This window comes from Bradyrhizobium sacchari, assembly GCF_002068095.1.
GTDB classification, from domain to species: Bacteria; Pseudomonadota; Alphaproteobacteria; order Rhizobiales; family Xanthobacteraceae; genus Bradyrhizobium; species Bradyrhizobium sacchari.
The window spans coordinates 8,921-17,894 of sequence record NZ_LWIG01000035.1 but is presented as its reverse complement, the minus strand read 5'-3'; the positions used below and the strand labels follow the sequence as shown (position 1 = coordinate 17,894).

Annotated in this window: 8 protein-coding genes, 1 tRNA gene and 2 pseudogenes; 4 read left to right on the top strand and 7 right to left on the bottom strand. The window is 65.9% G+C overall.

Translation table 11 applies throughout. The features are described from left to right. The 3 genes and pseudogenes from A5906_RS30255 to A5906_RS45305 form a co-directional block, all read right to left on the bottom strand. The coding region (locus A5906_RS30255; RefSeq protein ID WP_080137407.1) for a chemotaxis protein CheA at positions 1-2,051 on the bottom strand (2,051 nt) is incomplete at its 3' end. A gap of 198 nt (positions 2,052-2,249) precedes the next feature. After that, positions 2,250-2,692 (bottom strand): annotated as a pseudogene (locus A5906_RS30250) (histidine phosphotransferase family protein); the annotation flags it as partial. Between the two features lie 3 nt (positions 2,693-2,695). Further along, positions 2,696-2,903: pseudogene (locus tag A5906_RS45305) on the bottom strand (histidine phosphotransferase); the annotation flags it as partial. A 203-nt stretch (positions 2,904-3,106) separates the two neighbouring features. On the opposite strand from A5906_RS45305, the gene A5906_RS30245 reads away from it, so the two are divergent. Further along, a complete protein-coding gene (locus tag A5906_RS30245) occupies positions 3,107-3,934 on the top strand; it encodes a 3'(2'),5'-bisphosphate nucleotidase CysQ family protein (RefSeq protein ID WP_080138866.1) in 828 nt (275 codons plus the stop codon). Here the strand turns inward: A5906_RS30245 and A5906_RS30240 are convergent. Then, on the bottom strand, positions 3,928-4,413 hold the full coding sequence (locus A5906_RS30240; RefSeq protein ID WP_080138865.1) for a YHS domain-containing (seleno)protein: 486 nt from the start codon (positions 4,411-4,413) through the stop codon (positions 3,928-3,930). The two genes, A5906_RS30245 and A5906_RS30240, sit on opposite strands and share 7 nt — an antisense overlap. 139 nt (positions 4,414-4,552) lie before the next feature. Between A5906_RS30240 and A5906_RS30235 the strand changes: the two genes are divergently transcribed. The 3 genes from A5906_RS30235 (at position 4,553) to A5906_RS30225 (ending at position 6,796) form a co-directional block, all read left to right on the top strand. After that, positions 4,553-5,158 carry a DUF1134 domain-containing protein gene (locus A5906_RS30235; RefSeq protein WP_080138864.1) on the top strand — a complete coding sequence of 202 codons (606 nt, stop codon included), beginning with the start codon at positions 4,553-4,555 and terminating at the stop codon, positions 5,156-5,158. Positions 5,159-5,275: 117 nt separating this feature from the next. Then, entirely contained in the window at positions 5,276-6,574 is a 1,299-nt protein-coding gene (locus tag A5906_RS30230; protein ID WP_080138863.1) for a coiled-coil domain-containing protein, read from the top strand. 147 nt (positions 6,575-6,721) lie between these two features. Then, positions 6,722-6,796: transfer RNA gene (locus A5906_RS30225), tRNA-Val, on the top strand. A 405-nt stretch (positions 6,797-7,201) separates the two neighbouring features. Here the strand turns inward: A5906_RS30225 and A5906_RS30220 are convergent. From A5906_RS30220 to A5906_RS30210, 3 genes are read right to left on the bottom strand one after another with little or no spacing between them, the layout of a single operon-like run. After that, positions 7,202-7,879 carry a hypothetical protein gene (locus A5906_RS30220; RefSeq protein WP_080138862.1) on the bottom strand — a complete coding sequence of 226 codons (678 nt, stop codon included), beginning with the start codon at positions 7,877-7,879 and terminating at the stop codon, positions 7,202-7,204. A 42-nt stretch (positions 7,880-7,921) separates the two neighbouring features. Beyond that, entirely contained in the window at positions 7,922-8,404 is a 483-nt protein-coding gene (greA, locus tag A5906_RS30215) for a transcription elongation factor GreA (protein WP_080138861.1), read from the bottom strand. A 35-nt stretch (positions 8,405-8,439) separates the two neighbouring features. After that, positions 8,440-8,919, bottom strand: a complete 480-nt coding sequence (locus A5906_RS30210; RefSeq protein WP_080138860.1) for a hypothetical protein — start codon at positions 8,917-8,919, stop codon at positions 8,440-8,442. Positions 8,920-8,974 lie beyond the last annotated feature (55 nt).

Sequence of the window (8,974 nt, the reverse complement as noted above, 5' to 3'; positions counted from 1 at the left end):
GTGACGAGGCCGAGCGGGACCGCCTTGGGCTGGGACGAACCGGCGCGGAACACCAGCAGCGAGGTGGTCTGCTCGCCCGAGCCGATGTGGTGCGCGCCGTTCTCGTCGCCCATGTCATGGGCCGAGGAGCCGGCGGCGCCGAGAGCTTTGGCAATGCCGTTGGGGTCGATGATCATGATGACGGCGCCATCGCCCAGGATGGTGTTGCCGGAGAACATGTCGATGTGACGCAACTTGGTCGACATCGGCTTCACGACGATCTCTTCCGTATGGAAGACACCATCGACGACGATGCCAAACGTCTGGCTGCCGACTTGCGTGACCACGATGAAGCCGTTCTCGGGATCGGACGCCGCGCCGTCGTCGATCTTCAGGAGCTTCTTCAGATGGATCAGCGGCAGCAGCTTGTTGCGCAGACGCAAGACCGCCGTGTCCTTGATGCGCTCGATGCGGTGCTCGGAGTTGGCGCGGGCCCGCACCAGCTCGACCACCGAGAGCTGCGGGATCGCGAAGCGGTCACCGGCGGCCTCGACGATCAGGGCGGAGACGATGGCGAGGGTCAGCGGGATCTTGATGGTGACGGAGGAGCCTTCGCCGGCCACCGACTTGATGTCGATGGTGCCGCCGATCTGGTCGATATTGGTGCGCACCACGTCCATGCCGACGCCGCGGCCCGAGACCGAGGTGATGGCGGCCGCGGTGGAGAAGCCCGGCGCGAAGATGAACTTGTGGATCTGGGCTTCGCTCATCTTCTCGAGCTCAGCCTCGGTGACGAGACCGGAGGAGAGCGCCTTGGCCTTGATCTTCTCGGTGTTGAGACCTCTTCCGTTGTCGGCGATGCAGATGATGATGTGGCCGCCCTCGTGATAGGCGGACAGGCGAATGGTGCCCTGCTCGCCCTTGCCGCTCGCCAGGCGCTCGGCGGGGGTCTCCAGGCCGTGATCGGCGGAGTTGCGCACCATGTGGGTGAGCGGGTCCTTGATCAGGTCGAGCACCTGGCGGTCGAGCTCGGTGTCGGCGCCGTGCATCTCGAGCTCGATCTGCTTGCCGAGTTCGCTCGAGAGGTCGCGGACGATGCGGGGCAGCTTCTGCCAGGCATTGCCGATCGGCTGCATGCGCGTCTTCATGACGCCTTCCTGCAGCTCGGCGGTGACGTTGGAGAGGCGCTGCAGCGGCACCTTGAACTCGGTGTCCTCGTTGCGGCGGGAGATCTCCAGAAGCTGGTTGCGGGTCAGGACCAGCTCGGAGACCATGGTCATCAGATGCTCCAGCGTATCCACGTTGACGCGGATCGACTGGTTGGCGATGCGGTCGCCCTCGGAGGCGCCCTCGTCGGCCATCGACTTCTTCGGCGCGGCCTTGGGCGCCTTGGCTTCCTTCGCAGCTTCCTTCGCAGCTTCCTTGGCGGCAGGTGCCGGCGCTTCGGCAGCCGGCGCAGGTGCCGGCTCGGCCTTGGCGACGGGCGCGGGGACCGGCGCTTCGATCGCGGTCTCGCGGAAGGCGCGTTCGAGCTCGTCGAGCGAGACTTCGCCGGGGCGCAGCGGACGCTCCAGGGTCTGGTCGACCAGCGAGCCCGTGGTCATCGCCTTGGCGGGCGCGGCGGCAACAGGCGCTTCCGGCGCCAGCGGCGGCGCGTCGGCGACAGGAGCAGCAGCGCCGGCGGCCATCGCGGCCATGCCCTGCTCGACCATCGCTTCCAGCTTGTCGATGAGATCGCGGTCGGTACCTTCAGGCTCGGCTTCGGTCGCTTCCAGGCCGGCCAGGATCTCCTTGATGCGGTCGATCGAGGACAGGATCACCGTCACCGCTTCGGCCGTGACCGGCATGCCGTCGCGGAACTTGCCCATCAGCGTCTCGCCGGCATGCGCCAGCGCTTCGAGCCGCGGCAGGCCGAGGAAGCCGCACGTCCCCTTGATGGTGTGGACCAGGCGGAAGATGTTATCCAGGATCTTGGCGTTGTTCGGCTCCTGCTCGAACTTCACCAGCTGATTGTCGACGGTGTCCAGGCTCTCGCTGGTCTCCGTCAAGAACTCCCGCAACAGATCATCCATGAAAACAGGCCTTCATACAGGGAGGGCGCGCACGAGACGTGATGCGCCATTTCGGAATGGGGCCAGCTTCACCGCAAAGCGTTTAATATTGGTTGAGTATGTGGAAAAGAACGGAACCAACAAAGAGATAAGGCGCTCCGGACAAGCCGAAGCGCCTCGTAAAGATCCGATTAACCTCTGAACGCGCGGCGCGCGCGTTTACGAAGCGGTAACGATGATCGCTTCGCCCTCCGGCTTGAGCGTCACGGTGAGCCCGCAGGCCTGCGCGAGCAGCCGCGTATAATAAGGCTGGATCGCGTGCGCATCCGCGGCAGGTCCGCGCTCGCCGCTCAGGAGCTCGGAGATGTTCTGCGGCAGGCGCGCATTGTGCCCCGTCGCGGTGATGCGGAAGCTCATCGTCTCGCCCTCGCCGATCGGATCGATCGTCAGCATGCCGCCGCGCGGGATGGTGTGCTGGGCCACGACCAGCATGTTGAGCAGCAGCTTGACGCGGTTCTTAGGCAGCAGGAGCCGCGGCAGGTTCCAGGTGATCGAGCACTTGCCGTCCTCGATATGGCCCTTCGCCATGGTCTGGGCATCGCCGAGGTCGATCTGCGCGCCCGACGAGCCGGCGGCACCGAAGGCGAGCCGGCAGAACTGGANNNGGGCGGAGGCGGTCTTGGCGCTCTTGCGAATCAGGTCGAGCGCGAATTCGCGGTCTTCCGGCTTGGGATCGTCGTCGAGCACTTCAAGCCCGTTGACGATGGCGCCGACGGGGCTGATGAGATCGTGGCAGACCCGCGAGCACAGCAGCGCGGCGAGTTCGAGCATATCGGGAGCAGTAACGGTCGCGGGCGACGAGGCGTCAGACATATAATGGGGTCCTGGAGGGTTCCTGGAATTGCACGGCGCTGGACGCCGCGAATCACGCATGCTTGACGGATGCTGCGGGTTCTAACATTCGCCAGCCTGTGGCAGCTAGCTTGCGATAGGTTCGAAGCGGCCATAACAGCGGCGGCGAATCAACCGAGAGAGGCGAGACTTGCTGACAAAAGAGACTTGCCGATGAATGAGGCATGCAGGTGAGGATCATCGACGCCGAGGCCGCCTCCGGATTGATGGAGCCGCTGACCGCGCTGGTGGTGAAGGCGGGCGAAGCGATCCTCGCCGTCAACCGCGCGGCGATGCGGATCGACGGCAAGCAGGACGGCTCGCCGGTGACCGAGGCCGACCTCGCCGCCGACCGCATCATCGCCGACGGCCTGGCCCGGCTTGCGGGCGACGTCCCGACGCTGTCGGAAGAGCGGACCCAGCTCGCCTCGCCGCCGTTTCAGGGCAGCTTCTTCCTGATCGACCCGCTCGACGGCACCAAGGAGTTCGTCGCCGGCCGCGACGAGTTCACCGTCAACCTCGCCCTCATCACTCGGGGCGTCCCCCTGCTCGGCATCGTCAGCGCCCCCGCACTCGGGCTGCTCTGGCGCGGCATTGTCGGCCGCGGCGCCGAACGCGTGACGTTTGACGGCGCTACCATCGGCGCCGCCGCGCCGATCCACACCCGCAAGCTGCCGGCCCAGGGCGAGCCCTGGGTCGCGGCAGTGAGCCGCTCGCATGGCGATCCCATAAGCGAGGCCTTCATCGACAACAGGCCCAACGCGGTGAGGAAGACCTGCGGCTCCGCCGTGAAATTCGGCCGGATCGCAGAGGGCAGCGCCGACATCTATCCCCGCTTCGGACCGACCTCGGAATGGGACGTCGGGGCCGGCTGCGCGGTCGTGACCGCGGCCGGCGGCAGGGTGACCGACGGCAAGGGCGGCGCGCTCAGCTTCGGCCAGCGGCGCGACGCCGGCTTCATCATCCCGGAGTTCATCGCCTGGGGCGACCCGCAGGCCGCAGGTTGCTACTGACTGAGCTGCTCCTGCAGCGCCGGCCAGCGCTTGCCGACCTCGTAGAGGAAGCGCTCGGGGCTGGCGGCAAAGGCGTCGCGATTGGCTTCCCGGCTGAACAGATAGAGCCGCTGCGCCACGATCGCGAAGAAGCGGGGGTTGCCGGCGATGGTGACGCCGCGGGCGATGTCGGCGGGGTCATAGCCGCCGAATTGCGGCCCATAGACCTCGGGATGGGCCAGGAAGGAGGCCCGGTTGCCCTCGTTGCGGAAGCGCCAGACCGCACCCCAGAGGTTGGCCTCGAACTCCGCCGTCCCCTGCTCGGCCGCGCCATCGACAAAGTAGGCCACCGGGTCGAAGCCCTCGATGGCGACGCCCGAGAAACGGTTGACGACGATCCGTTCGGTGGTGGCGGCCTGGACCGGCAAATCTTGGCAGGCGATCCAAAGGCCCGCCAGCAGGCAGACGAGGCGGCCGATCAAGGCAATTCCGGGGCGCAAAGGGCTATCTTCCTGCCGTTGTGCCGTCATAGTTGCTGCGGATAACATCCGAGTCGAGGGGACATCCGGCGCAACCTAGGGCCGTGCCTGTTGGCGTCAGGTTAAGGAAGCGAACGGATTCGATACCAGGGGTTCTTTTATGACTTTCGCATCACGCCTTGCTGCGCTCGCGCTTGTCGCGATGGTCGGCTGGATCGTGCCGGCCTCCGCCCAGCAGCCGCCGCCGCCCAACCTGCCGCCGCCGCAGCGCACCCCGACGCCCAACACCTATGGGCCGGACGAGCTGGTGACGGCCGGCCACCGCTTCTTCGGCAACGTGTCGCGCGGGCTGGCCTCGATCATCGAGAAGGCCGTCAGCCAGTGGGGCCTGCCGAACGGCTATATCCTGGGTGAGGAAGGCTCCGGCGCCTTCGTCGCGGGCCTGCGCTACGGCGAAGGCACGCTCTACACCAAGAATGCCGGCGACCTGCGCGTCTACTGGCAGGGTCCCTCGCTCGGCTTCGACTGGGGCGGCGACGGCGCGCGCACCATGACGCTGGTCTACAACCTGCCCGCCACCAACGCGATCTACCAGCGCTTCGCCGGCCTCGACGGCTCGGCCTATATCATCGGCGGCTTCGGCATGACGGCGCTGACCGCCAACAACATCGTGCTGGTGCCGATCCGCTCGGGCCTTGGGCTGCGGCTGGGCGCCAATATCGGCTATCTCAAGTATACGCCGCGCGCGACCTGGAACCCGTTCTAGGCGCCTGCTTCCATCCCCTGATGGATCAAGGTTAACGATAGGCCGGGGCTGGCTTTTTGCTGGCCCCGCATGCATTGTCGTTGGTGAATTTTTCCTTAAGCTTGGGAGTTCTGGCCCATGGTCGAACCGATCATGTACCTGGCGATCGGTTTCCTGCTGGCGATGCTGTGCGGGCTTGCCATCGTGCCGCTGGTGCATAACCGCGCGGTGCGTCTGACCACGCGGCGGCTCGAGGCCGCAACTCCGCTGTCGATGGCCGAGATCCAGGCCGACAAGGACCAGCTCCGCGCCGAATTCGCCATGTCGGCGCGACGGCTCGAGATGAGCGTCGAGCAGCTCAAGAACAAGACCACGAGCCAGCTCGCCGAGCTCGGCAAGAAGAGTGACGCCATCAACCGCATGAAGATCGAGCTCGGCGAGAAGAACGCCACGATCTTCGCGCTGGAGGCGCGCGAGAAGGCGGTGAAGGAGCAGCTGCGCGCCACCGAAGAGGAATTCGCCGCCAAGACCGAAGCCCTGCGCGGCGCCGAGAATGCGCTGACCGACAAGCAGAACGAGCTCGCCAAGATCAACTCCGAACTGTCCGACCGATCGATGATGGCGGAGAGCCGCCAGGTCGAGCTGGTCGCGGTGCGCACGCAGATCGAGGAGCTGAAGAACCGCGTCGGCGATGCCGAGAAGGAATTTGCCGCGACGCAAGCGCGTCTGGCGCAGGAACGCACCGAATCCGAGACCGCCTCGCGCGAACTCGGCGAGGCGCGCGGCCGCGTCGAGAATCTAAGCCAGCGCGTCACCGACCTCGATCGCCAGCTCCTCGTGCAGGTGAAGGAAGCCGAGATGCTGTCGGGCCGCGTCGCCGACCTCGAGGGCCGGCTTGCGACGCAGGGCAAGCTGCTCGCCGAGCGCGACTATGAGAACAACCAGCTCCGCCAGGCCAGCGAGACTTCGGAGCGCACCGTCAAGGAGCTGCGCGTCGAGATCGCCGCCCTGAGCGGCGGCAAATCGTCGGCCGCGTTCGAGGCGCTACGCGCGGAGAAGACCGCGCTGGAGGAGCAGCTCCGCTCCGCGCGCGACGAGCGCGCAAAACTCCAGCGCGACATCAACGCGATCCAGCAGCAGGCGGAGAGTTCCTGGGCGACCGAGCGGATGGAGAACGCGCTGCTGCGCGAGCGCATCAACGACATCGCCGCGGAAGTCGCAAAGCTCGCGATGCAGCTCGAAGGCCCGAACTCGCCAATCGAGGCGCTGCTCGCGGCCGAAGCCGGCCAGCCGCCGAAGCCGGCGCCCCGCCCCGCCAACGACGCCGCGACCAACGGCGCGGCCACAGGCACCCTGCCGGAGGGCGGCGGAACGCTGGCCGAGCGCATCCGCGCGCTCCAGGCCCATGCCTCCCGCGCCCGCCAGCAGGGCGCGTAAGCGGGCGAAAATGCGGATTTCCCTGGCCGAGGCAAGGTTTTCCGCACCTGAGGCGCCTGGAAACTTGACACCTCAAGCCTGCACTTCTAAATCGCGGGCTCCAATGCGTCGGCCGGCCGAAAGTCCGGCCGCCTGCATGATGGTCCCGGGCGCATAGCTCAGCGGGAGAGCGTTCCCTTCACACGGGAGAGGTCCAAGGTTCGATCCCTTGTGCGCCCACCATCCATTTTCCTGAAGCTTTCCCGGTTGCGACGATCACCGTAGGCCTGACGGCTATTCGGGACCGTCCGCTCCAAAATCTCGAAAACAACCTCATGCACAGTAGCCGACCTCAGTCGGATCAATGGGATACGCCTTTTCCGAATTCCCATTTGCTCCGTCGGGCAAAACAGCGGCATGATGGCATGATCCGGTATCCCACGCTGCGGGCCGAGCCGCGCGTGATCTTTCCTGCATGATCTTCTGCCGTCATTGCGAGCCAACGGGTCCGCGCGAAGCGCGGCCCGCTGACAGGCTCCGCAAAGCAATCCAGAATCCCTCCGCGGAAAGACTCTGGATTGCTTGCCTGCGCTCGCAATGACGAGCAAGAGATGAGAACCGGCGGTTAGCGCACACGGGAAGCAACCTTCAGGCCGCCCGCTGCGGCCGCCACGCCGCGTAGAGACCGACGAGTGTCCCGATCGCGACCAGCGCCGCGGCCAGCAGCACCTGCAATTGCCCGTCATCGGTGGGGCCAACCGACGACACGAGCCTGGTCACGATGACGAACAGGATGCCGACGGAAGCCGCTGCACCCAGGCAGAGATGGGCGAGCTCCCGCGTCAGGTTGCCGCCAAGCAGCCCGAGTGCCGTGAAGTACATCGCACAAGCGTTGGGATGAACGAACAAGGCAATGCGCGCGTAGGGACCATAGGTGTCGAGGAGAGATTCGCATCGGCTCAGGGCCGCTTTTGAAGCGACCCGCTGCAGCAGCGGTCTGAAGAAGCGCGCCTGACCGTAACTCAAGACGGCGCCCACGATGATGGCCAGCCACGCCATGATGAAAACGGAGACATCTGCGGCCTTCGGATTGAGGGCCACCGACATCAGGATGAGCGCGGTTCCTGGAAAATAGCCGAAGTAAGGGAAGACCGACTCCAGCAGCACGCACACGAACATGAACACCGGAAACCACGGTGACCCGGTTGCGCCCTGCACGATCGCGTTCAGGTCAAACAGGCTCGTCCTGTACAGGACGAGGTACATGCACATGGCAAGTCCCGCCAGCGCGTAGAACGGCAACGCTCCCGACAGAAACCGTCTCATCCAACCATCGGGCTCTTTTTCGCGGACACAGCGAAGGCCATCCTACGCAATCGATACAATCTCGATCTCCTGCGCGCCCGAGCCCACGACATCCCCCACCGCCTTCCCCATCAGCGACCTCGCGACCGGGGAGACGAACGAAATCGATCCCGCCTTCGGATCGGCTTCGTCCTCGCCGACGATGCGATAGGTCTGCACGCGGCCGTCGGCGCGGCTGAAGGTGACGGTGCTGCCGAAGGCGACGGTATCTGACGACTCCGGCTTCGCGACGACCTGCGCGGTGCGCAGCCGCTCGGTCAGATAGCGGGCGTCGCGCAACGGCACCGCCGACTGGCGGCGTTTCTCGTTGACGTCGTCGATGGCTTGCGCGGCCTCATAGGCCTCGCGCGCCTGTTGAAGCTGCGTCTGCAGGGCCTGCAGGCCGGCCTCCGTCACGAGGTTCGGATGGGGCGAGATCGGGCGATCCGGCAACAGCGTCTCGGACGCAGTCTCGGCGCTTTCTTCCTTGGTAAAGGCGACGCTCAATTCAAGATCCTGTCGAACTGTCTAGATCACCAAGACTATATCTCAAGTGCGACGAAACGGCGGAGCTTGAAGACGAGATCCGGCACGGCCTGGCGGAACCGGGTCGCGTTCTGGAGGCTGGTCGAGAACGGCGCGAAGGTGATCATGGCGTTCCAGTGCCGGTAGCCATAGACCGTGACGGAAACGCCGGTCGCCGGGAAATCCTCGATCTTGCGGAGCTCGCCGAGCACGAGATCGGCAATGGCTTCCGCGGGCAGCAATTGCCTGCCGTCCGGTGTCGTGGCGATCTTCGCGGGCGGTTCGGCCGGCCTGATTGCGGCGGGCGCGGCATTGAGCGCGGGATCGGGCGGTTCGGTATCGGGGATCGGCGCCGCGACCTGCTCAAATCCATGCGTCGGGGCCGTCGGCGGAACCTCGGTGAGCGGCGGCGGAGCAACCACGTCTGCGCGCTTGTTGCCCCCCAGGATGCTGCTGATCATGGCCACGAGGCCAGCATCCTTCGCGTCGTCGCTCATTACGTCCCCCGGCACTCCCTTCGGCCTTGGCCTACCTTAACACCGCTCCGGCAGA